Raw genomic sequence first — 20,445 nt, 5'->3', positions numbered from 1 at the left:
GCCGATCCAACATATTTGCGCGTGCCGATCTCGCCCATCAGGGCGAACGCCGGCTTGCCGGCCTCACGCTCGACACCGAGCAGTTCGAACTCGTCGACGGTGTAGCACTTGACCTTCAGCCAGTTGATCGATCGCCCGCTGCGGTACTTGCTGCCACGGCGCTTTGAGACCATCCCCTCCAGACCGGCCTGATCAAGCAGATGAAAGATTGCTTTGGGGTCGCCCGGAAGAGCCTCACTGATTTGGATGCGATTGCCCGGGGGGATCAAACCGGCAAGTAGCTCGCGCCGATGCTCCAGGGGCAAGTCGCGCAGGTCATTGCCGTTGAGGTGCAAGAGATCGAACGCGACGAAATAGAGGTCGTACTGGCGCCGCGTGATCGCCTTTCGCAAAGCAACGAAATCGGCAAGACCAGCTTCACTCGGAACGATGATCTCGCCATCGATAATGGTGCTTTCGACAACGAGCCGTTTGGCGGTCTCGACCAGGTCGGGATACTTCGCCGTCCAGTCCATTCCGTTGCGCGTAAAGACACGAACTCCGGCCTCGTCAATGATGATCTGTGAGCGGTAGCCGTCGAACTTGACCTCATGGATCCAGGCATCGCCTTCCGGAGGCTTGTCGACCAGGGTTGGCATGAGCGGTTCGATGAACTGCAACCGCCCATCGCCGGAACTCTTACGCATACTGGACCCCACGCCACAGACGCGGACTCAAATCCGAAGCGCGGATTCAGTTCCGGAACATTTTAGCAAAAATGAATGTTTAGTTGGATGACGAAGCGGGAAGTGGAGCCCTAGGCCATGGCGGTAAAGATCGGCGATGAAGTCACACTCACCGTGACAATCCTGAAGGTGCTGGACAACGGCATGTCGAGCGTGAGCATACCCTCTTACAACTTTCCTTTTTCGATCGACACACCGAAGAGAACAAGGGCCGGCCAAAAGGTCGAGATAACCGGCTTTGTCACTCGGGCCGATGACGAGAACGGCAAGGTGACAGTCCGGATCGAAGGAGCCGGCCTAGTCACGGTAGATGTCGAAACTGTATCGCACGAGCCAGCGCCTAGGGCGCATCGGTCTCGGTAGCCATGGCCCCTGCCGCCAACATTGCGCAGTGCAAGGTTAATCGCAAGCCGTTGATCAACGAATTGTTTAGGGTGCTCCGCGATCCTGGTTGCCGAATGGAAGCTCTTGCTGAAATTGTCTCTTGCGGCGGACCCCAATCCGCTCGGCCGGTGTCTCTACTAGGCAATCTACCCCAACGCCCCCAAGGGACGCCGGCCACGTCAAGCGTGTCCGTTCGGCACCGAGTGTCAACGCCGCGATTTCATCAACCGGGCCTGAAATACCAGTGAATTCCAGTTGGTGCCGATCAGTTAGATCAGCAGCCGAGCATCAGACTCCGAGATGCCTGTTTGGCTGGCCAATTGCCGGGCCAGAGTCTCGACGGCAGACCCGCAATCCGGCCTTCCCTTACTTTCATCCTCGCTCATTAGGGCAGCTCCTTAGCCCCGAACACAGAGCGAGGCCGAATGTTTCGTTAATGCAACCCGAATTGCGGGAACCTTCTGGCCAATTGCGCGCCGTTTCGCGCCGGCCGGCGAGCCGATGCGGCAGCTGCACGACCGCCAGCGGTCATCGGGGGAGGCTATCGTGGCCCGTACCATCCGGCGCGCGTTGCGTGACTATCTGATGTCGCTTTAGGTTTTCTGGATCACAGCGTGGGGCAAGACTTGTACCATGCGGCAGTCAGCACGACCTGCGAGGAATTGATCGGTCGCCGTCCGGCAACCGCCCCAGGCGTGGTAATCGTCAAGGATCATGAGCCCGCTTGGACTCAACACCTCCACGGTCCGTTCAAGGCAGATCTTAACCGGATCGTGCCAATCGCAATCGATATGGGCCAACGCCACTCAGCTTTTCGGATCGAAGCGCACCGTGTCTTCGAACAGGCCCTTGTGAAAAACGATCCGCTTGCCATCGACCGGGACGCCAAAGTTCTTGAAGCTGGCGCTCACCTTGTCGAACAGATCGCCCTGGTATCCGTAGTAAGTATCGCCTCCGATACCTCTGGATTTCCCAGATCTGATGGTGTCGTAGCGGGCCTTGGATTTTTCGTCGTCCTCCTCGGTCGGGCTCGGAATCATGCCAAACACGTCATAGCCGTGGAAATGACGGTCATCGTCGAGCTCGGACGCGATGTAGATTGCCGAGCCGCCGAGAGCGATGCCGTATTCGATGAAATCGCCGGGGACATTGTCGCGCTTTAGTTGCCCGATCAGACGACGAAGGTTGATGAACTTGGCATCCGAAAGGTACGTCAGATTGGCGCGCTGCACGGAGCGGGCAACAACCGGCAATCTCAGCTTGTTCGCTTTTGACAGCAGGCGTTTGGCCAATCTGGTCAACATCGCGCGACGCTAGACCGCGGCGGCGGATTGATCAAGAGCCTGCCTGAAACACACACCATCCGCCCGTGGCCGGCTAGTCGGTTTGAATAGCGTGGCCGCCAGCGCCTCACCCTTCACATCTGTCTCAACCTGCCCTCCTTGGAGCGGAAAGGAACTGCCATGGATTCGTTCAAGGGCGCTGCGAAGCGCATCACCGATCTCGACATTCCGCGCATCGGCGCCACCATCGGAGTCGGCGAAGACGAGATTCACGTTTTCATGGACGTCGAGGCTGCCGGATCCGGCTTCGACCGCTCCGGTCGGCCGAACTGCTGTTCGAGCCGCACGTATTCTATCGCAATCTCTCCGGCCCCAAGCGCACCGCCGCCGTCAAGGCCAGGTGTCCAAGGTCGAACCGAAGTAAATCTTGGTAACCCCGTCCAGCCCTTGGTTCGAAAGCCAATGGTGGTGGCGGCGCTGCCGCATCTTCTGTACGGCGTCAAAGGTGACTGCGGCCGATTACACCTCCTCGCTCCATGAACACTTTGGCGCATCTAAGCCTGGACGTCAGGATACCCGCCGACTCGGAACGATGCGGTCGGCATAGACCGGATGCACCACGCCAGAACGTCCGCCGAGCCAGCCGGCGATCGCGCCGAGCACAAGCGCAACGAAGGCCAGAATCGCGCCAGTTGAGACGACGGATGCCGTGGCGTCCGCAGCCTTGATCGCTTGCTGCTTCGCCGACTCAACAGCAGCGTTATACTGCCTCTCCATCTCTGTGACCTGCTGGGTCGCTTGATCGAGGGGGATACCACGCGCCTTGGCTAGCGCCTGAGCGGCTTGCGCGCGCGCCGCTTCAGCGTCTGCGGCATTGCCCGTCACAAGGTTACGGATTGCGTTCACTGCGGCTGCGTTTAGCGCTTCCGGATCCGTCCCGGTTGCTCTGACCTCGGATTCCAGCGCTTCCAGCGGATTGGAGTTGGCGATGATCGGAGCGGCGGCTTGCGCGACCGTTTGTCCGGCACCCCCAACCGCGCTGGCAACGCCACTGAAGGCACCGCCCACCAATGCTCCGACCGTACTCGTGAGAAAATATAGCACCAGCAGTGTGGTGAACGCCCAAGTCGTGAGGCCGTGCAGAGCTCCCGTCGTCGGCACGATCTTTCCCGACATACGCGCGGCGATATAGCCACCGGCGAAAGCAGCGATGATGCCGGAGACGACATACCAGATCCCCGCGGTGATCGAGAAGGTAGAGGCAGCCGGATTGTCGGATGTGCCAGGATCGAGTGTTGCGATACCGATGCCAACGCCGAGCATAGTCAGAAGGACCTGAACAACGAGCGCGACGACAACGCCGGCGAAGATCGCCCCCCAACTGACTTTGTTTAAAAGAATTGTCTGATCGACTGTTTCGGCGTGATAACTGCCTGGCGCTGCATCCGTAGGGGCCAGCGGGTCTATGGTGCTCATGGTTGTAATCCTAAAAAAGCCGGAGCGGCGGTGGGTGAAGCGCGGCTAGCGGCGCAATCCGACGAAACGTGTTGGATCCCGGAAGGAACTCGGCTGAGAGGCCAAAGTTCCGACGCGCTTACGGTGACAGATTTCTAGGAGCAGGCGATTCGTCCGTAGCAGGAGAGGTTCAGGAGAATTTTTTAACAAACGAAATAACATTTCGAGCCACGAAATTTCATGGCTTGGGAAAACCCGCAGGCTTGGCGGGCGCGATAAAGCGAGGCTAGCCTAGGCTCGTCGACCGCTATTTGACGGCCCCCGTTGGGGCTACTGCGGCCAATAGCAACGCCAGGCCGCGCTTGGCTGAAATCACCTCGCATGTGTAGCCGCCGTGCTTGTAGTGCCCGTGGTGTTCGCCTCTCGGTGCCCCGCCGCCCGCACCGTGCATCCGACAGACACGAAAACCCCTGACTGCAGGCGCATTGCAATCCTTGCCGGAACGCTTGGATTTAGCTGAACAGCGCCTCGCAGCATGGGCGCTTTGCATGGGGTTAGGCGTCATCTTTTTCATTCACCCCACCCCCATGAGCCACTGTGCCGACGATGGCCTGCCCGCCCTTTTCGACCGTGACGCGCTCGACGATGACGCGCTGCTCGCCTTTGCTGCGGTACTGCTTGAGGGTCTGGACCTGGGCCGCAAATGTGCGGGCGAGGCGGTTCAACGCCCTTTCGTAGACTTCTCTGACCTCATGCGTCCTGGATCCGCCCATGTTGGCAGCGGCTTGCATCGTGGCCAGGTGAACAGCGGCCATCTGCACGCCCAGGGTTGCCTCTAGCTGGTCCCTCGGCTTCAGCCCGGCCACCATGGAGGCGGCATAGTTCATGTGCTTCTCATTCACCTGGGTGCCCTGTTGGGACAACATGGCCAAGGCGTCGATTGTCCCTCGAATGAAATCCCCGCCGTTGCTGGCAATGGCTTCCGACAGTATCTCCCAACCTAGTTCCGGGTCGGGATGGTCAATGCTGATGGCGCAATGTGCCTTGCCGTCCACTTGGCTGTTTTTTACTTTGATTCCAGGGACAGGCGGCTGACTGTCGCGGCGTTTCCTGTAAGCGGCCTGGGCGGCGAGTTCGCGCGTTGTTGGCTCATGCACCTTGGCAACGGCAGTTGCGGGTTTGCGCTTGGTCATCGGGACAACAGCCATCAGTGCCTCACCATGCCCACAAGGTCGATTCCGTAGGCCATCTGCACCGCGAACGTTTCGACGGCTTTGGTGAGCAGGTCCTGGCCCATGGCGTGATACAGCCCAGCCCGATCGATATCACCTCGCCGGCGCCTTGCCCCCGAGATCGGCCGCGAGGCTGTCCCTCAGTTCGAACACCACGCGGGCAGCAGTCGTGCGACGGTGAAGATCGGCAAGCGTCTTGAGCCGAACCTTTCCGCCCCCTTTCGGCGCGGACTCGCTATCCATGTCTGTCGTATCTGCCTTCACTTTTCGGCGTTCCAAGTCGGAGCAGATTGGGCCGATCAGTTACCCCTTCGTTACCCCACTCTGCAAATCACTCGGCAGATTACAGGAGAACCCCTTGTAATTCAAGGAACCTGAAGGAATTGAGCACCGGTTTGTATAACCGACGCCCCATTTCAACCAGAAAGTCAGGCTCGAAAGGTTTCTGCTTGTGGAGCGGGTGGCCGACCAGAAAAAGGTTGAGCGCCAACGTGTCTCGTCAGGCTTGCTGCCTATAGCTCTGACGAATGATTTCTGTTTGGACCGCCGCCCAGAAGGTGGTGAGCTGTTTGCCCTGCTGGGCCTGCGGTACCCCGATACGGGTAAGATGGCTGAGGAGGGCCGCCGTTACCTGGTCCCTGTAGCTTTCGGCATGGCGATCGGTTGACTTGGCCAGCATCTTGGTCGCCACATCACGGATCTTGCCCATGCGTCTGATCAGAGGGAAGGCAATGACCTGGCAGGGCTCAGTGTACGTCATGGCGAACTCCTCCACCCGTAGATATAAGAGATAGTTCCCATTCTAGCACTGGGCGGCATGCAGAAATGGGAACCGAGGAAGCCGATTTAGTGGCAGGAAAGGGAACCGACAAACGGCAGGAAAGGGAACTGGGAGACTGTTTTGCTTTGAACATTTAGGCGGCCTCGCGGATTGTCTTCTTGGTCGCCTTTGCCGCGGCTTTGTCATCGGCGCGGAAGGCCTCAACCAATCGCTTTGCCTTTTCCTTCGTGATGGTCTTCCATTCGTCTGTCGGGGTGGTCTTGCCCTTGGCCGGCAGATAGGTGAGCCGGTAGGCGTTGGGCGGCCGGATCACGCCGTCGCCCTCTGTGTAAGTGACCTCGATGAACCCGAGATCCACCGCAAGCTGCTGCGTGCGCTTGATCGACTTTCGCGAAATCCCGAAGTCAACCAACTGGGTATAGGACACGAACAGCTCGCCGTTGTTGTACCCACCGTGGCGAAGATGCTCTATCTCCAGACGCTCCAGCATTGCCCGCAACGGCCCTACGCGTGCCTCTGACCATGCGGGGCTCAGATACATTTCCAGCCTGTGGCCAACCCAGCTTTTCAGCCACGAACGGGGTTTTCCCATCAGTTCTACCTCGCAAGATTGAGGTGGAATTCGGCCAGTGCCCGGCAGGCCTCGGCAGGGCTTAGCCCGAAGCGGCGCCGAAGCTCCGGCACTGCCGGTCCTGGCCGTTGAGCCCTCGGCGTTTCACGCAGCCATGCGACGGCAGCATCCAGTGCGGCGCCACAGGTGCTATGGTCAGTAGTTTCGGGACGGCTTGTCATGCTGCCCCCTTGGAAGCCTGCCGGGCCTCCCACGCCTCGATGTCGGAGACGCGCCAATACCGATACCGGCTGATATAGACGGGCTGCGGGAAGTCCAGCAGCCAGCGCCAAATGGTCATGTCCGAAACATTGTAGCGGCCCCTGACCTGACGGGCTTGGAGGAAGCCGCCCGACTGCGTAGTGGATTGTGATTGCGAACCGGTCAGATTCTCGTTGCCTGCCGGCGGCACATTGTGGTTAAGCTGCATTGCGGGATTAATCTCCTGCGCAAGGGGAGAGGTCTCGAAAACGAGACAGCTCGATTGAAGAAACAGCCGGGCGGGTTTCCTAGGCCAGTGCCTGGCTGTTTCCGTTTTCCGCGCTCACGAACGCGTTAGAACGAATATACGATGCTCTGAGTCAGGCCGCCTGCTGTGGCTGCCTTTTCCCACAACGTTTTTGTTCTCTTTTCGTTCGAAGGATATGACTTGAGACGGCTCGTCTATTTTTGTCAACATCGCCTCCCACGAAATCGCGAACAGTGCCCGCAATTCACGCCCTAGCGAGCGGGATCACGTTGTCCGCTGTCTTACGGGTGACCAGTTCCTTGACGTACTTGCCCCACGCATCGAGCGCTGCCCGCTTCTCGTCAGCGTAGTCATGCACCTGGTAAACGCCAGCGATCCCACGGAACGAGCCGGACTTATGGTTGAGCACCTTCTCGGTGACTTCCATCTTCACGCCAATGCGCTGCATGCCGGCGGCGACCGTGCGGCGGATGTCGTGCAGCGTCCAGTCTGGGATCTTGGTTTCGCCGGCATACTCGGCCATGAGCTTGTCGACGCGCTGTTTCATGCGAGAAAAGCCGCTGATGGGGTTTTCGCCGTCCGTGGTGAACACGTAGCCTTCCTTATTCTTGATCCGGGGCACAGCTCGAAGGATCGCCAGAGCCTGGTCTGATAGCGGTACGACGTGAGGCTCACCATTCTTGGACCGTGCGGCCGGGATCACCCATTCAGCGGCGTCCATGTCGACCTCGCTCCAGGTCATTTCTGCGACTTCGGTGCGGCGCTGGCCAGTCACGAGCAGAAGCTGCAGGAAGGGGCCGAACGGCCCTCTCCCCCCTTCCCCGTCGTAGGCCTCGGCCGCCTTCCACAGCCAGCGCAATTCGTCGTCACTGCTGCCGGGGACTTCCTTGCGTCGGATCAGGACGCGGTTGCGGCTTTCGTTCTCCTCCGATGGCTGCTGAAGGTCCGTCATCGGCGATGCCGTTAGGATGTCCTTGCCGACCGTCCAGTTGAAGAATTTGCGCAGCTCGGCAAACGTCCTGTTGGCGCCGATCGGCGCGGTTTTCGCCAATGTCTCCAGATGCTCCCGGATGTCGCGGCGTGTGATGTCCTGAATGCGCTTTGCACCCCATAGGCCGGCGGCGCGCTCGGGATTCACCTTCCATTCGTCGTCCTGCTTGCGCATGCCGAGCAGCCGCGCCTTCTCAGGATAGTTACGGCGCTTCGAGGCGTATTCCTTCAAGTAGCGCTCGATTACGGCCTGGAAGTTGTCCCGGTCCTCGTCCTTCGTCTCCCGCTTCGCAGCCTGCTTTTCGGCGCCGGGATCTTCACCGCGGCGGACGCGCTCCAGCACGTGCGCGGCCTCTCGGCGCATGGTGGTCAATTCGTTACCGGCCGCGTCGGCGTCGTCGCCGAAAAAAGAATTGCCGAGCGTGAGCTTTTTCGGGAGGCCAGAAGCCCGATAGCGCACCGCCCAGGATTTCCGACCTGTGGGCTGGATGACGAAGTAGAGACCAGTCAAAACCCCATCGGCAATTTCTCGCCGCTTGTACGGGTCTGCCTTGAACTTCAGAAGAGATGCAGCCGTGAGTGCCTTTGCCATGATTTGCCCCTGGGTAACGGTGGGGTAACGATTGCGAGTGTTTTGTGGCGTTACCCGATGTTACTAACATATGGTAACATTTCCCGCAAAGCAAGGCACTATAAGGCTTCGAGCCATCTTAGATGTTCGGTTTTGTTATGCTGAGTTAGGCGGGATTAGCGGTTTTGTAAACCGAAGGTCGGCGGTTCGATTCCGTCCGGGGGCACCAGCACGCTTCTTATGAGAACCGGATTGGTCGATGTCTGCTCATCCCCGATTTCCACAGGCCGGGGCCATAGCACATCAGTCCCAACACATATATCGCTGGCAGAAACCAACGTATTCCTTCGTGGACACCATAGGAGATTCCGCTGGAGCAGAAACGCACGATCGCCCCCTTTATTGGTGGTATGTATGGGGGTCTTGCTGCCCTCGCGTTCGCCTTCATTTTCCGCTTTCTGATAGTTCCCGATCCCGATCCGACCTCGCAAGCAACGATAATGCTTTCAGGGCTGGCCTTTTCGATCTGTTTCAGCCTGACCTTCCTGCGCGAGCATCGACGCCAGATCGCTGCCGCCAGAGAATTTCTAACCCGGCCAAGATCGTATCAGGACTAATCCCCGCGTTCTGCAACGCAAAGCCCCAACCTCTTCAGATCGTGCCCCGGGTCATCAGAAAAATTCTGGAATTGAACCAACGGATTTAATAGGGCGATGCGGATCGGCCGGCATCTCCTGCTCGCCGGCCATTCTAATGCCATTCGATTAAAATGCCCCTGTGTATATTAGCAATCGCTCAATTTGGCGCGTCAACAATGTTAGGAATGTTAGGGCGGCGGGTTAAAACCAAACGGGTGATGTCATGCGAAGCGACTTCGCCGCTGCGCGCGAGCTCTTGGAGTGTGCCCAAAACCGGCTCTGCGGCATGGACGAAACGAGCCAGCGCGTCAGCGAGGCACTCGACTCCCTGATTGAGGAAATAGCCATCGCGGAATTCCGCAAGGCGCCATTGACCGTCGTGCCGTTTCCACGCGCGCGGCCACCCAGGCATGCTCGGTAAAAGCGCCGATCGTGCCAATGTTGATGGGAAGTCAGCGCCTGAACGGCAAGCGCCTTATCGCGTCTATGAAGCGCTCGCGATGCTCCTAGACGAACCTCCTCGGTCAAACCGCAATCGCCGCCACCAGAATCCGATTCTGCCTTCGTATCGCGGTGCGCAATTCGGCAATCTTCGCCTCGTCGCGCTTCACAAATTCGATGAACATCATGTTCATGTTGTTGAACACCAGTTCGCCCAAGGCCTGTCCGTCGATATCCCGGCGCGCCAGGCCGAGCCCCTGCAGCCGCGCGATCAGGGCGCGGATCTGTTCGGTCAGTGCCCGGTCGAGCGCGGTATAGGCCTGGCCGAACGGGCTGTCGGGCAGCTGCGTCGAGATCGCCATCGCCTGCCGCCACATCTCCTTGCTGAGATAATGCAGCGAATGCTCGATGTAGATGCCTAGCAGGGTATCGAGCGCATCGCCGACATTTGCCGGCGGGTTGGCGACGACGCCCTGCCCGGCTGTGAGCACCTCGTTGACCTCCATCGAGACGATGGCGCCGAGGATGTCGCCCTTGTTCTGGTAATAGTTGTAGATCGTGCCGACCGAGACCTCGGCCTGCGCGGCGATGGTCTCGATCTTGGCGCCTTCGTAGCCGGCATCGCGGAAAAGCTCCGCGGCTGCCTCAATGATGCGGCGGTGCCGATCCGCCTTTTGCCTTGCCCGCAATCCATTCATATCGGCTGTTTGCCACAAAAACAGAATTGACTCAATTTTAGAATTGGTTCAATTTTTGTCACAAGCCAAAAAGGCAAGGGAGAACACTCGATGTCTACCAATCTGAAGACCCCGAATTCAACGACCAAGAAACCGCTTTCAGCTCTGAAGAGTCATCTCCACGTCGCGTGTGCTGCGACAGCACTGCTGCTGGCGACGAGCAGCTTCGCTCAGGCCGCGGATCTCAACGCCCTGATCTGGTGCGATCACGCCGATCCGGCGCTGTTGCAGCCTTTCGAGGAGGCCAATGACGTCAAGGTCAATGTCAAGGAATTCGAGGGCACCGGCGCCGGTATGGCCATTGTCGAACAGTCGCAACCCGGCGACTGGGACGTGATGGTGATCGACAGCATCGACATACCGCGCGGTGTCGAAAAGGGTCTGTTCGAGCCGCTGCCCGAAGACAAGCTGCCGATGGCCGACCTCTTTCCCCAGGTGAAGATGGACCGCTCCACCGTGGTCGACGGCAAGCGCTACGGCATCACCGAAAAATTCGGCTACAACACCATCGGCTACAACAAGACCAAGGTCGATCCGGCCGACATGCAATCGATGGCGGCGCTGACCGGCGACAAATACAAGGGCAAGATCGCCATCTACGACTATTACCTGCCGGTCATCGGCATGGCCGCACTGGCGATCGGCAAGAAGACCGCCGAGCTGACCGAAGCCGACCTTCCCGCCATCAAGGAAGAGCTGCTGAAGATGAAGGCCAACGCCAAGCTGGTTGGCGAGGTGACTGCTAGCCAGACCGCGCTGGCAACCGGCGAGGTCGACGTTCTGGTCGGCGGCGGCGAATGGGTGACGGCCGGGCTGGCCAAGGAGAACCCTGCCCTCGATTTCTCAATCCCTAAAGAAGGTGCTGTGCTGTGGTCGCAGTCGCTGGCGATGTTCAAGGATTCCAAAAACAAGGACATGGCGCTGAAATTCATCCAGTACATCATGAGCCCTGAAGGCCAGGCGCGGCTCTCCACCTCGGCCTGCTATTGGGGCATGCCCGCGAATACCAAGGCGGCTCTGACCGATGAGCAGAAGAAGATCCTGCGCTTCGACGAGCAGCCGGATTTCCTCGCCCGCGCCCAGCCCTACCCGGCGCCGAACGCCGATCTCGACAAGAAGATGCAGGACGTCTGGACCGAAATGCTGCAGGCGCAGTGACCGGTCGCCGGTCGTGAGCGCTGCTGGAGACACCTGGCGTGCCCTGCCCTGGGCGCTGGTCACGCCGGCGCTCGGCTGGACGCTGCTGTTCTTCATGCTGCCTTTTCTGGCCATGGGGTTTTCCAGCCTGACGGCGCATGATGGCGGCGGCTTCACCCTGTCCAACTACAGCCAGTTCTTCAACAATCCGGCCTATTGGCAAGCGATGGTGAACTCGCTGCAGGTCACCGCCATCGTCACCCTGATCTCGGTGCTGCTCGCCTACCCCTTCGCCTGGATCCTGGCCGAACAGGTGCCGGAGCGCTGGCAGCGGCTGGCGCTGATGTTGGCGGTGCTGCCGTTCTGGACATCCTATGTCGTGCGCTCCTACTCTTGGCTGCTGGTGCTGGCGCAGAACGGCGTGATCAACCGTGCGCTGACCGGCTCCGGCCTGTTCAGCGAGCCGGTGCAGCTCGCCAACACACGGCTGGCCACGATCATCGGCTTCGTCCATTTCTTCGTCATGCTTTTGACGCTGACGATCTTCGCCAATCTGAAGCAGCTCAGTCCCAGCTACCGCAAAGCTGCCGCCGATCTCGGCGCCGGGCCGGTGCGCACGTTCCTGCATGTCGTCCTGCCGCTGACGTTGCCCGGCATCATTGTCGGCGCTTTTCTCACCTTCGTGCTGTGCATCGGCGACTACATCACACCGCAGATCCTAGGCGGCAACAACGAGCTTTTGATGCCGCAGCTGGTTATGATGCAGATCGGCCGGCGCGGCGATTTTCCGCTCGCCTCGGCGCTGTCGATCATCCTGATGGCGGTTGTCACCGTCGCCTATCTCGCCTGCGCCCGCTGGCTGAAGATCGAGCGGGCCTGACCATGCGCGCTCTTGTCCGTATCACCTCGTGGATCTATGCCATAACCGTCTATGGCTTTATCTTCCTGCCGGTGATCGTGCTGGTGCTGTTTTCGCTGCAGGCGACGTCGTTTCCGATCCCGCCCTTCACCGGGCCGTCGCTTCGCTGGTACGACGCAGTGCTCGCCGACACCCGGCTGACTTCGGCGCTGGTCAATTCGCTTCTAGTCGCAGCTATCTCCTCAGCTGTCGCCGTCACGCTGGGTTTCCTCTCCGCCTGGGGTTTTGCACGCTTCGCCCTGCCCGGCTCAGGCCTGCTGCGCGGGCTGATCACGCTGCCGCTGACGGTGAGCTATCTCATCATCGGCATGGGACTGCTGGTGCTGTTCAACTGGGCCGGCGTGCCAAAATCGCTGCTTGCCGCCGGCATCGGCCATGTCGTGATCAACCTGCCGCTGTGCTTTGCCATCATCTACAGCCAGATGGGCGACCACCAGATCAACATCGAGCGCGCCGCGCGCGACCTCGGCGCGCCCGAATGGAAGGTGCTGCTGCTGATCACAGTGCCGGTGATGGCGCCGGCGATCTTCGCCGGCTTCTTCCTGTCGATGACCTTCTCCTGGGACGAATTCGTAATTTCCTTCCTGCTGACGCGCTTCGACACGACGCTGCCGGTCGAGATCTGGAACCTGCTGCGCTCCGGCCTCAATCCCAAGACCAACGCCGTCGGCTCGCTGGTCTTCGCCGTCTCCATCGTGCTGGTGGTGTTCTTTGAACTGATGCTGTTGCGGAGGAAGCCGGCATGACCGCGCCACTGGTCGATATAAGCTCCGTCTCGCACCGCTTCGGTCAACACACCGTGCTGAAGAACGTGTCGCTGCAAATCGAGCCGGGCAGCTACACGATCCTGCTCGGGCCGTCGGGCTCCGGCAAGACGACGCTGCTGTCCATTCTCGGCGGCTTCGTCACGCCGAGCGAAGGCAAGGTGCTGATCCGCGGCGAGGACTGCACCGCCGTGCCACCGGCGAAGCGGCCGACGACGACGGTGTTCCAGGACTATGCGCTGTTTCCGCATATGAGCGTCGGCGGCAATGTCGGTTTCGGCCTGCGCATGCAAGGCGTCGATGGCGCGACACGGGCCGCGCGGGCGCGCGAGGCGCTGGCGCTGGTCGGGCTGGCCACCGCTTTCGACAAAAAGCCGCACCAGCTTTCCGGCGGCCAGCGGCAGCGCGTCGCACTGGCCCGCGCCTTGGTGGTCGAGCCGGCCGTGCTGCTGCTCGATGAGCCGCTCGGCGCGCTCGACCTCAAATTGCGCCGGCAGATGCAGGACGAGCTAAAAGCGATCCAGAAGCGGGTCGGCACCGCCTTCATCCATGTCACCCACGACCAGGAAGAGGCAATGGCACTGGCCGACCATTGCGTGGTGATGAATGATGGGCGCATCGAGGACGAAGGGCCACCAGAGCGCGTCTATGCGCGGCCGGCGACACGCTTTTCCGCGACCTTCATGGGCGAAAGCACGCTAATATCCGGAGCGGTGACGGCGGCTAAGGACGGAACAATCACTGTCGCTACGCAGGTCGGACCGCTTTCGCTGACCGGCACATTGCCGACCGGGACGGCTGTCGCTCTCGCCGTCCGTCCGGAACACCTTGTCCTCGGCGCGCCCGGCGGCGTTGCAGGGCTCGGCGCGGCCAAGGTGAGCGACGTTGTGTTTCAAGGCAGCTTCAAGCGCGTGCTCGCCGTTTCTGCGCAGGACCCGGCGCTGCACTTCATCGCCAAGGTTCCCGCCGCTGGGGCCGTCCAGCCGGGCGACATCGTTGCGGTTTCGTGCGACGCTGGCGACATCATCCTTCTGGCGAGTTGAGCCATGGGCGCGCTTTCGGTCATCGACGCTCCGAATTGGTATGAAACCATCCGCATGGGCGATGGCGTGACGCTGATCCACGAGCCGTGGATCAAGCCGTTCTTCCGCTGCAACATCTGGCATGTGCGCGGTCGCGACCGCGATCTTCTGTTCGACACCGGCCTCGGCCATTTCAGCCTGCGGCGCCACGTGCCGCTGGTGACGGAGCGAAGGATCATTTGCGTTGCCAGCCACACGCATTTCGACCATATCGGCTGCCATCACGAATTTCCGGACCGCTGCGTGCATCAGGCCGAGGCAGTAATCCTCGCCGATCCGCGCAATGAATGGACGGTTGCCGACCGCTACGCTACCGACGCAATGTTCGATGGAATGCCACTAGGCTGGGACGCGGCGCGCTACCGGATCCTGCCGGCGCCGGCCGATCGCTTGCTCGGGCAAGGCGATGTCGTCGATCTCGGCGACCGTGCCTTCGAGGTAATCCACACCCCGGGTCATTCGCCCGGCGGCATCGCGCTCTACGAGAGGAAGACCGGCATCCTGCTTTCCGGCGACATCGTCTATGACGGCCCGCTGATCGACGATGTCTATCATTCCGCCGTCGATGACTACGTCGAAACGCTGCTACGGATGCGCGAGCTCGATGTCGCGGTCGTGCATGGCGGTCACTTCCCGAGCTTCGGCAAGGTGCGCTACCACCAGCTTATCGACGAGTATCTCGCACAAAAGCGGCAGGCCGGCTGTCATCTGCTGCAGGCGCGATAAGCACCGCTGTATCGCATCGCGAGAAGTGCTTGGCGAATTCACAACGCCCTTTGCGGGCACGGCGTGCCGGCGGCATCGCCGCAGCGTGAAGCCGTGGGTTGGGGTCTCAAACTCGTCTCTTCCGACTGGCGCACCAGTTGGGCAAAGGCAAGAGCAAAACTTCCCAGCATCAGGACGATGATAATCAGGCGTGTTACCGGCAATAGATCGGTCCGACTGGCTGGCCCCCACGCCGCCCATCCACTGCCGGCTAACATGATCGATCCGGCTTTACGAGAGTTTAATCCTCATCTTAACCATCACATTCGCTTGTCACTCGACACAGTGCGCGAGCGTCTGACCGGCGCTCTTCCCGGCGCAGTCTCGAGGGGCAGCCATGCCTCCTTTGCAGATTTGCCGGCCCATGCTAACCCGGCGCTGGCGCGGCCCCAGCCACCGGTCGCCATCAACCGTCGCCATTGGGGAGCCATGAGCAAAGCCGCCAGCCGTTTCGCCTTCGTCTCGTCCGACACCGCCGACGCCAAGGCGGCGCTGGAAAGCCTGTCGGCGCGCTATGGCCAGGCGTCCATCGCGGATGCAGAGATCGTCGTCGCCCTCGGCGGCGACGGATTCCTGTTGCAGACCTTGCGCGACACGATGAGCACGGGAAAAAAAGTCTACGGCATGAACCGTGGCACCATTGGCTTCCTGATGAACGAGTATCGCGCCAGCGGTTTGACGGGACGCATCGCGGCGGCCGTTGCCGAAACGATCCGTCCGCTGGAGATGCAGGCGGTGACGGCAGAGGGCGAAACGATTTCAGCGCTGGCGATCAATGAGGTTGCGCTGTGGCGCCAGTCCTACCAGACGGCCAAGATCCGGATCACAGTCGACGGGCAAGTGCGGCTCGAGGAATTGAACTGCGATGGCGTGATGATCGCGACGCCGGCCGGCTCGACCGCCTACAATCTGTCCGCGCACGGGCCGATCCTGCCGCTCGACGCGCCGCTGCTGGCGCTGACCCCGGTCAGTCCGTTTCGCCCGCGCCGCTGGCGCGGCGCGCTGCTTTCCAACAAGGCGACCGTTCGTTTCGACATTCTGGAGGCGGAAAAGCGGCCGGTGAACGCCGCCGCCGACCACACCGAAGTGAAGGCCGTTACCTCGGTGACGGTGCGAGAATCGCCAACGGTGACGGCGACGCTGCTATTCGATCCGAGCCACTCATGGAACGAGCGTATTCTTGCCGAACAGTTCCGTTACTAAGCCGGTACAGCGACGGGCAGCTCGATTAAGCATCGCGATTAAGGTTACGACTTCACAATCACACCATTCCCCGCCCGTTTCTGTTGACAAATCGTGGGCTTGCGCCTACCTGCAATACCAATCTTGCAGGCGCGCGGCGCTTGCCGCGACTGTGTATGTTGCGCCCCCGAACCAGCCAAAGACAGCCAAACTTGTCCTTAGACACCCAGATCGCTCAAGAAGCGTTGACCTTCACAGACCTCGGCCTGTCGCCGAAGGTCCTTTCCGCAGTCACCGATGCCGGTTACACCGAACCGACGCCGATCCAGGCCGGCGCCATACCGCACGCCTTGCTCGGCAAGGATATTTTGGGCATCGCCCAGACCGGCACCGGCAAGACGGCCTCGTTCGTGCTGCCGATGCTGACCCGGCTTGAAAAGGGCCGGGCCCGGGCCCGCATGCCGCGCACGCTGATCCTCGAGCCGACGCGCGAGCTTGCCGCGCAGGTCGAAGAGAATTTCGTCAGATACGGCAAGAACCACAAGCTCAACATCGCGCTGCTGATCGGCGGCGTGTCGTTCGACGAGCAGGACAAGAAGCTGGAGCGCGGCGCCGACGTGCTGATCGCGACGCCCGGCCGCCTGCTCGACCACCGCGAGCGTGGAAAGCTTCTGCTCAACGGCGTCGAGATCCTGGTCATCGATGAGGCCGACCGCATGCTCGATATGGGCTTCATTCCCGACATCGAGCGCATCTGCGAGATGATCCCCTTCACGAGGCAGACGCTGTTCTTCTCGGCGACGATGCCGCCTGAGATCACCAAGCTCACCGAGAAATTCCTGCACGCGCCGGTGCGCGTAGAGGTTTCGAAGGCCGCGTCCGCCGCCACAAACATCATCCAGCGGCTGGTGAAATCCGGCTCGAAACCCTGGGACAAGCGCGAGACGCTGCGCAATCTGATAAAGGCCGAGGATGCGGAGCTGAAGAACGCCATCATCTTCTGCAACCGCAAGATCGAGGTCTCGGAGCTTTTCCGCTCGCTGCTGAAATATGATTTCGACGCCGGCGCGCTGCATGGCGACATGGACCAGCGCGCGCGCATGCAGATGCTGGCCAATTTCCGTGACGGCAAACTGCGCTATCTCGTTGCGTCGGACGTTGCGGCGCGCGGCCTCGACATCCCCGATGTCAGCCACGTCTTCAATTACGACGTGCCGATCCATGCCGAGGACTATGTCCACCGCATCGGCCGCACCGGCCGTGCGGGACGCTCGGGCAAATCCTTCACCATCGCCACCAAGTCCGACACCAAATACATCGACGCGATCGAACGGCTGATCGGCAACAAAATCGAGTGGCATGACGGCGATCTGTCGACGGTCGTCGCCAGCGAGGGCGGAGAGGACGATGCTCCCCGCCGGGGCCGCGGCGCCCCGCGCCGCGCCGGCCGCAAGGACGATGACCGCAACGCCAGGGGCGAACGCAAGCCACGCGAACGCCACGCCAAACAAAGCGAATCTGCAGCACCGGATGTGGCGGGCGAGGAACAGCCAGTGGCGGCCGAGACCGCGGTCGCCGATGCCGGTGAGCGGCGCGCGCGCAAGGAAGCGATCCGCTCGGAAAATAGCGAGCGCCAAGCTTCGCCCGAACGCAAGGCTTCGCCCGATCGCAATCGCAACGAACAGCGTGCGCCGGAACGTGGCGACACCAGGCCGCAGCGCGACGGCAACCGCCCCGCCCGCCATCGCCAAGAAGACAATGACGCAACCGTCGGCTTCGGCGACGACATGCCCGCCTTCATGCGGATCGTCGCCAAGGTCTGATCGCAGCAGAAATCTCAAATACCAACAAAAACGGCCCCTTGCGGGGCCGTTTTGATGTTCGATATTCGCTTTGCTCAGGTGAGGCGCGAAACTCTGTTTTGACGTGCCGGTTTTAGGCGCGGTCGGCCGCCGCCGCGTTAAAGCAATCAGAGGCGTTCGCCGAAACTGACGATTACGAGGCGGTCGACCGCGCGCTGTCGTCTCGTCTGATTGGCTGCTACAGGTTTTTGAGCTCCAGGCGGGATGCCAACATATCCAGAAAGGCGCGAACTTTGGCCGAAGATGATCTCCCCTCCGGCCAGACGGCGTGTATCGGCACGGGCACCGGCTCGAATTCGGTTAAAACCAGCTCTAGGCGGCCATCATCCACCAAATGCCTTATCTGCCAAAGGGGCGAGTAGCCCAAACCCAATCCGTGAACTGCGGCTGCATAGACCGATGCCATCAAATTGGAGCGAAAACTGCCAGCCACTTTCACCGGCCGAGGTTTCCCTTCAATTTGAAACATCCATTCACCCGGACGCTGGTCGGTGGTTCGAACGATGCAACTGTGCTTGCTCAGTTCAAAGGGATGGGTCGGTTGGCCGCAGCGTTCAAAGTAGGACGGCGAGCCGAATACGACGCGCCGCAACGCGCCCAAGCGTCTGGCTCGCAAGCTGGAATCCGGCAAATTGCCGATCCGTACTGCCAAATCGAGGCCCTCTGCACCAAGGTCGACAAATTCATCGGAAAGCTGGAGGTCAACCTCGACCCGCGGATACATGCGCATGTAGTCGGCGATGACAGGCATAAGGAAATCCGGGCCGAATAGAACTGGCGCGCTCACGCGCAGGATGCCTGATGGTTCCGATCTCTGGTTAGCGGCTTGGAGTCTTGCTTCATTTATTTCGTCAATAGCGGGTTTGATGCGGTGGAAAAACGCCGCTCCGGCTTCGCTTGGTGTCGAGCGGCGCGTCGTTCTCTGTACAAGTTCGACCCCGACGGACTCTTCCAGCGTCGCCAAAGACCGGCTGATCGATTGGAGTGAGCGGTTCAGCCGGCGTGCGGCGGCCGTCAGACTTCCATGCTCGACGATTGCCATGAAAGCTTCAAAATCATCTATCCGGCTCATGGCTTCTCCATTTTCTCTCGAAAATCGAGAGAAACTATCGCAAATCCAAACAATTGTAACGCTGTTCGCGGCCTTGTATCCCCTAGACGAAATCCCGAAAGGGCAACTTCGTCGAAGGAAATTGTCATGCGAGCACCCGCTCCAACTGTCCTGGTCGTGGGCGCAACAGGCCGATTTGCCGGACTTGTCGTGCCTGAACTTATCCGCCGCAGTGCCAGTGTTCGAGCACTCATTCGCGACCCCGAGAACGCCGAAAAGGCCCGGAGACTCGGGGCATCCGAGGTCGTGACCGGCAATTTGCGCAACCCTCAGAGTCTCGAAAATGCCGTCGAGGGCGTCGACGGTGTCTTTCACATCGGACCGGCCTTTGCCCCCGATGAAGCAGGCATGGGCGTTGCCATGGTTGAGGCTGCAGCACGGGCAGGCGTTCGAAAATTCGTCTTCTCGTCGGTGATCCAGCCGACCAATACGAGGCTCAAAAATCACGCGAGCAAGGTGCCGGTCGAGGATGCTCTCTACTCGACGAATATGGAATACACCATTCTGCATCCTGCCAATTTCATGCAGAATATCGCAGCCGCCTGGCCGTCCGTGGTCAGGGATGGCGTTTTCTCGGAACCGTTTCCAAAGACAGCAAAGCTGGCGCGTGTCGATTACCGCGATGTCGCTGAAGTGGCAGCGATCGCTTTGACCGAAGCGCGGTTGTCTTATGCGACCCTTGAGCTGTGCGCGGACGGTATGCATAGCCGGGAAGAGATTGCTTCAATGATGAGCGAGGAGCTTGGTCGCCCTCTCTCTGCTGGCGAGCCGACTTTTGGCGAGTGGGCAGAGAATGCCCGCCTTCCCTACGACGACCGCCAATTGCAGCTGCTGGCTAAAGTCCATGACCATTACGCCAAATATGGCCTCGGCGGAAACAGTCTGACGTTGCGCGCCGCGTTGGGCCGCGAGCCGCGTTCGCTACGAAGCTTTATCCGAGAACTGGCCCTGCAAACGGCACAGATCGCCTGACCGCGCTCATAAACATTTTCTGATTGGAGATATCCATGAAAGCATCACCGCAAAAGACATTGAAGCTGAGGAAACTGCCGCCTTCCTACAATGCAGTGGTAATGCCGTTCGTTCTCTCAATCCTCATGACCTGCATCATCTCGGCGGTTTCGACCGCAATCGGCACGGGTTGGACGAACGGTTTCGTAGCGACCTGGTCATACGCATGGGGCGTATCATGGCTTGTTGCGTTTCCGAGCCTGCTGATTGTCCTTCCGATCGTGCGCCGGATCGTTGCGGCAATTGTCGATCAGCCGGTCCGACCCTAATCCAGAACCCAAACAGAAACGGCCCCT

Annotated in this window: 21 protein-coding genes and 1 pseudogene; 11 read left to right on the top strand and 11 right to left on the bottom strand. The window is 60.3% G+C overall.

What is annotated here, in order from left to right:
* Window positions 1–686, bottom strand: a 686-nt coding sequence (locus EOA78_RS24780) for an RNA ligase family protein (RefSeq protein WP_245477719.1), incomplete at its 3' end; no start/stop codon positions are given.
* A 117-nt stretch (window positions 687–803) separates the two neighbouring features.
* Here EOA78_RS24780 and EOA78_RS24775 point away from each other — a divergent pair.
* Window positions 804–1,088 (top strand): hypothetical protein, encoded by a 285-nt coding sequence (locus tag EOA78_RS24775; protein ID WP_127317407.1) that lies wholly within the window; start codon window positions 804–806, stop codon window positions 1,086–1,088.
* A 614-nt stretch (window positions 1,089–1,702) separates the two neighbouring features.
* Here EOA78_RS24775 and EOA78_RS24770 read toward each other — a convergent pair.
* Window positions 1,703–2,413: pseudogene (locus tag EOA78_RS24770) on the bottom strand (TylF/MycF/NovP-related O-methyltransferase).
* A gap of 159 nt (window positions 2,414–2,572) precedes the next feature.
* Between EOA78_RS24770 and EOA78_RS37255 the strand changes: the two are divergent.
* Complete coding sequence (locus EOA78_RS37255) at window positions 2,573–2,932, top strand: hypothetical protein (RefSeq protein WP_245477717.1); 360 nt, start codon at window positions 2,573–2,575, stop codon at window positions 2,930–2,932.
* A gap of 27 nt (window positions 2,933–2,959) precedes the next feature.
* On the opposite strand, the gene EOA78_RS24760 is transcribed toward EOA78_RS37255, so the two are convergent.
* The 8 genes from EOA78_RS24760 to EOA78_RS24715 form a co-directional block, all read right to left on the bottom strand.
* A complete protein-coding gene (locus EOA78_RS24760; RefSeq protein WP_245477716.1) occupies window positions 2,960–3,868 on the bottom strand; it encodes a PhnA-like protein in 909 nt (302 codons plus the stop codon).
* Window positions 3,869–4,401: 533 nt separating this feature from the next.
* A complete protein-coding gene (locus tag EOA78_RS24750) occupies window positions 4,402–5,055 on the bottom strand; it encodes a hypothetical protein (RefSeq protein WP_128205049.1) in 654 nt (217 codons plus the stop codon).
* Window positions 5,056–5,172: 117 nt separating this feature from the next.
* Window positions 5,173–5,322 carry a hypothetical protein gene (locus EOA78_RS36160; protein WP_164783919.1) on the bottom strand — a complete coding sequence of 50 codons (150 nt, stop codon included), beginning with the start codon at window positions 5,320–5,322 and terminating at the stop codon, window positions 5,173–5,175.
* Between the two features lie 256 nt (window positions 5,323–5,578).
* On the bottom strand, window positions 5,579–5,839 hold the full coding sequence (locus tag EOA78_RS24745) for a DUF6074 family protein (protein WP_127317403.1): 261 nt from the start codon (window positions 5,837–5,839) through the stop codon (window positions 5,579–5,581).
* A 154-nt stretch (window positions 5,840–5,993) separates the two neighbouring features.
* Complete coding sequence (locus EOA78_RS24740) at window positions 5,994–6,452, bottom strand: hypothetical protein (RefSeq protein WP_127317402.1); 459 nt, start codon at window positions 6,450–6,452, stop codon at window positions 5,994–5,996.
* A gap of 196 nt (window positions 6,453–6,648) precedes the next feature.
* Entirely contained in the window at window positions 6,649–6,900 is a 252-nt protein-coding gene (locus tag EOA78_RS24730) for an AlpA family transcriptional regulator (protein WP_127317400.1), read from the bottom strand.
* A gap of 283 nt (window positions 6,901–7,183) precedes the next feature.
* Entirely contained in the window at window positions 7,184–8,521 is a 1,338-nt protein-coding gene (locus EOA78_RS24725) for a site-specific integrase (protein WP_127317399.1), read from the bottom strand.
* 1,141 nt (window positions 8,522–9,662) lie between these two features.
* Window positions 9,663–10,277, bottom strand: coding sequence for a TetR/AcrR family transcriptional regulator (locus EOA78_RS24715; RefSeq protein WP_127317397.1), 615 nt, complete (start codon window positions 10,275–10,277; stop codon window positions 9,663–9,665).
* Window positions 10,278–10,367: 90 nt separating this feature from the next.
* On the opposite strand from EOA78_RS24715, the gene EOA78_RS24710 reads away from it, so the two are divergent.
* The 7 genes from EOA78_RS24710 (at window position 10,368) to EOA78_RS24675 (ending at window position 17,988) form a co-directional block, all read left to right on the top strand.
* Window positions 10,368–11,474: a spermidine/putrescine ABC transporter substrate-binding protein gene (locus EOA78_RS24710; protein WP_127317396.1), complete on the top strand. Its 1,107-nt coding sequence runs from the start codon at window positions 10,368–10,370 to the stop codon at window positions 11,472–11,474.
* 13 nt (window positions 11,475–11,487) lie between these two features.
* Complete coding sequence (locus EOA78_RS24705; protein WP_127317395.1) at window positions 11,488–12,333, top strand: ABC transporter permease; 846 nt, start codon at window positions 11,488–11,490, stop codon at window positions 12,331–12,333.
* 2 nt (window positions 12,334–12,335) lie between these two features.
* Window positions 12,336–13,118: an ABC transporter permease gene (locus EOA78_RS24700; protein WP_127317394.1), complete on the top strand. Its 783-nt coding sequence runs from the start codon at window positions 12,336–12,338 to the stop codon at window positions 13,116–13,118.
* The gene (locus tag EOA78_RS24695) at window positions 13,115–14,179 is read left to right on the top strand and encodes an ABC transporter ATP-binding protein (RefSeq protein WP_127317393.1); all 1,065 of its coding nucleotides are present in this window, start codon (window positions 13,115–13,117) and stop codon (window positions 14,177–14,179) included. The genes EOA78_RS24700 and EOA78_RS24695 overlap by 4 nt, the downstream gene beginning before the upstream one ends.
* A 3-nt stretch (window positions 14,180–14,182) precedes the next feature.
* The gene (locus EOA78_RS24690) at window positions 14,183–14,944 is read left to right on the top strand and encodes an MBL fold metallo-hydrolase (protein ID WP_127317392.1); all 762 of its coding nucleotides are present in this window, start codon (window positions 14,183–14,185) and stop codon (window positions 14,942–14,944) included.
* A 468-nt stretch (window positions 14,945–15,412) separates the two neighbouring features.
* A complete protein-coding gene (locus EOA78_RS24680; protein ID WP_127317391.1) occupies window positions 15,413–16,186 on the top strand; it encodes an NAD kinase in 774 nt (257 codons plus the stop codon).
* A 191-nt stretch (window positions 16,187–16,377) separates the two neighbouring features.
* Window positions 16,378–17,988 (top strand): DEAD/DEAH box helicase, encoded by a 1,611-nt coding sequence (locus EOA78_RS24675; RefSeq protein WP_164783918.1) that lies wholly within the window; start codon window positions 16,378–16,380, stop codon window positions 17,986–17,988.
* A 217-nt stretch (window positions 17,989–18,205) separates the two neighbouring features.
* Here EOA78_RS24675 and EOA78_RS24670 read toward each other — a convergent pair whose 3' ends face one another.
* Entirely contained in the window at window positions 18,206–19,099 is an 894-nt protein-coding gene (locus EOA78_RS24670; protein ID WP_127317390.1) for a LysR family transcriptional regulator, read from the bottom strand.
* 126 nt (window positions 19,100–19,225) lie between these two features.
* Here EOA78_RS24670 and EOA78_RS24665 point away from each other — a divergent pair, with 126 nt between their 5' ends.
* Window positions 19,226–20,110 carry an NmrA/HSCARG family protein gene (locus tag EOA78_RS24665; protein WP_127317389.1) on the top strand — a complete coding sequence of 295 codons (885 nt, stop codon included), beginning with the start codon at window positions 19,226–19,228 and terminating at the stop codon, window positions 20,108–20,110.
* Window positions 20,111–20,145: 35 nt separating this feature from the next.
* Window positions 20,146–20,418, top strand: coding sequence for a DUF2798 domain-containing protein (locus EOA78_RS24660; protein ID WP_127317388.1), 273 nt, complete (start codon window positions 20,146–20,148; stop codon window positions 20,416–20,418).
* The last annotated feature ends 27 nt before the right edge of the window (window positions 20,419–20,445 follow it).

This window comes from Mesorhizobium sp. M5C.F.Cr.IN.023.01.1.1 (genome assembly GCF_003997585.1).
In the GTDB taxonomy this organism is placed as follows: domain Bacteria; phylum Pseudomonadota; class Alphaproteobacteria; order Rhizobiales; family Rhizobiaceae; genus Mesorhizobium; species Mesorhizobium wenxiniae.
The sequence above is the reverse complement of the archived record's forward strand: the minus strand, read 5'-3'. Positions and strand labels throughout refer to the sequence as shown.

What these genes read in the sequence shown, in the direction of transcription:
- EOA78_RS36160 (WP_164783919.1), bottom strand. Translation starts at nt 5,322, where the DNA reads ATGGATAGCGAGTCCGCGCCGAAAGGGGGCGGAAAGGTTCGGCTCAAG.
- EOA78_RS24745 (WP_127317403.1), bottom strand. Translation starts at nt 5,839, where the DNA reads ATGACGTACACTGAGCCCTGCCAGGTCATTGCCTTCCCTCTGATCAGA.
- EOA78_RS24760 (WP_245477716.1), bottom strand. Translation starts at nt 3,868, where the DNA reads ATGAGCACCATAGACCCGCTGGCCCCTACGGATGCAGCGCCAGGCAGT.
- EOA78_RS24710 (WP_127317396.1), top strand. Translation starts at nt 10,368, where the DNA reads ATGTCTACCAATCTGAAGACCCCGAATTCAACGACCAAGAAACCGCTT.
- EOA78_RS24680 (WP_127317391.1), top strand. Translation starts at nt 15,413, where the DNA reads ATGAGCAAAGCCGCCAGCCGTTTCGCCTTCGTCTCGTCCGACACCGCC.
- EOA78_RS24725 (WP_127317399.1), bottom strand. Translation starts at nt 8,521, where the DNA reads ATGGCAAAGGCACTCACGGCTGCATCTCTTCTGAAGTTCAAGGCAGAC.
- EOA78_RS37255 (WP_245477717.1), top strand. Translation starts at nt 2,573, where the DNA reads ATGGATTCGTTCAAGGGCGCTGCGAAGCGCATCACCGATCTCGACATT.
- EOA78_RS24730 (WP_127317400.1), bottom strand. Translation starts at nt 6,900, where the DNA reads ATGCAGCTTAACCACAATGTGCCGCCGGCAGGCAACGAGAATCTGACC.
- EOA78_RS24740 (WP_127317402.1), bottom strand. Translation starts at nt 6,452, where the DNA reads ATGGGAAAACCCCGTTCGTGGCTGAAAAGCTGGGTTGGCCACAGGCTG.
- EOA78_RS24750 (WP_128205049.1), bottom strand. Translation starts at nt 5,055, where the DNA reads ATGGCTGTTGTCCCGATGACCAAGCGCAAACCCGCAACTGCCGTTGCC.
- EOA78_RS24775 (WP_127317407.1), top strand. Translation starts at nt 804, where the DNA reads ATGGCGGTAAAGATCGGCGATGAAGTCACACTCACCGTGACAATCCTG.
- EOA78_RS24670 (WP_127317390.1), bottom strand. Translation starts at nt 19,099, where the DNA reads ATGAGCCGGATAGATGATTTTGAAGCTTTCATGGCAATCGTCGAGCAT.
- EOA78_RS24695 (WP_127317393.1), top strand. Translation starts at nt 13,115, where the DNA reads ATGACCGCGCCACTGGTCGATATAAGCTCCGTCTCGCACCGCTTCGGT.
- EOA78_RS24690 (WP_127317392.1), top strand. Translation starts at nt 14,183, where the DNA reads ATGGGCGCGCTTTCGGTCATCGACGCTCCGAATTGGTATGAAACCATC.
- EOA78_RS24665 (WP_127317389.1), top strand. Translation starts at nt 19,226, where the DNA reads ATGCGAGCACCCGCTCCAACTGTCCTGGTCGTGGGCGCAACAGGCCGA.
- EOA78_RS24700 (WP_127317394.1), top strand. Translation starts at nt 12,336, where the DNA reads ATGCGCGCTCTTGTCCGTATCACCTCGTGGATCTATGCCATAACCGTC.
- EOA78_RS24660 (WP_127317388.1), top strand. Translation starts at nt 20,146, where the DNA reads ATGAAAGCATCACCGCAAAAGACATTGAAGCTGAGGAAACTGCCGCCT.
- EOA78_RS24715 (WP_127317397.1), bottom strand. Translation starts at nt 10,277, where the DNA reads ATGAATGGATTGCGGGCAAGGCAAAAGGCGGATCGGCACCGCCGCATC.